The sequence below is a fragment of the Streptobacillus notomytis genome (assembly GCF_001902585.1).
Classification (GTDB): domain Bacteria; phylum Fusobacteriota; class Fusobacteriia; order Fusobacteriales; family Leptotrichiaceae; genus Streptobacillus; species Streptobacillus notomytis.
In genome coordinates this window covers 1-355 of record NZ_LKKV01000061.1, presented here as the reverse complement: position 1 = coordinate 355, position 355 = coordinate 1, and the positions used below count along the sequence as shown (strand labels likewise).

The following is a 355-nucleotide window of genomic DNA, read 5'->3' as shown; positions in this document are numbered from 1 at the left end:
GTGTAATTATCACCTATAGTTTTCGCTCTGGTAAATCTCTGCTGATTTTTCTGTTTGAAAGCAATATACTTTCCAAACTTAATTTCATATCCATATTGTTCCATTATTTTAAGAAAATGTTCCCAATTTATTGCTTTTTGAATTACTCTATCCATATCAAATTGAAGTCTTGATTTATAACTTTTACCTTTTTTATCTTCATTCCAGTCATACCAATTCACGAACTTTCTTCGCTTAATCTAGTTGATTTCCTTTTTCGTTTCAAAATCTATTAACGATAAATTATGTTACTTGCACTACCTGTCAGTCTGATTTCGAGTATTAATATATGTTCCATAGTAGGAATGGTAAACTT

At 29.0% G+C, this 355-nt stretch carries 1 pseudogene; it reads right to left on the bottom strand.

Annotation, left to right across the window (positions count from 1 at the left end):
* Positions 1-221 (bottom strand): annotated as a pseudogene (locus tag BUE91_RS02020) (relaxase/mobilization nuclease domain-containing protein); the annotation flags it as partial.
* Between the last annotated feature and the right edge of the window lie 134 nt (positions 222-355).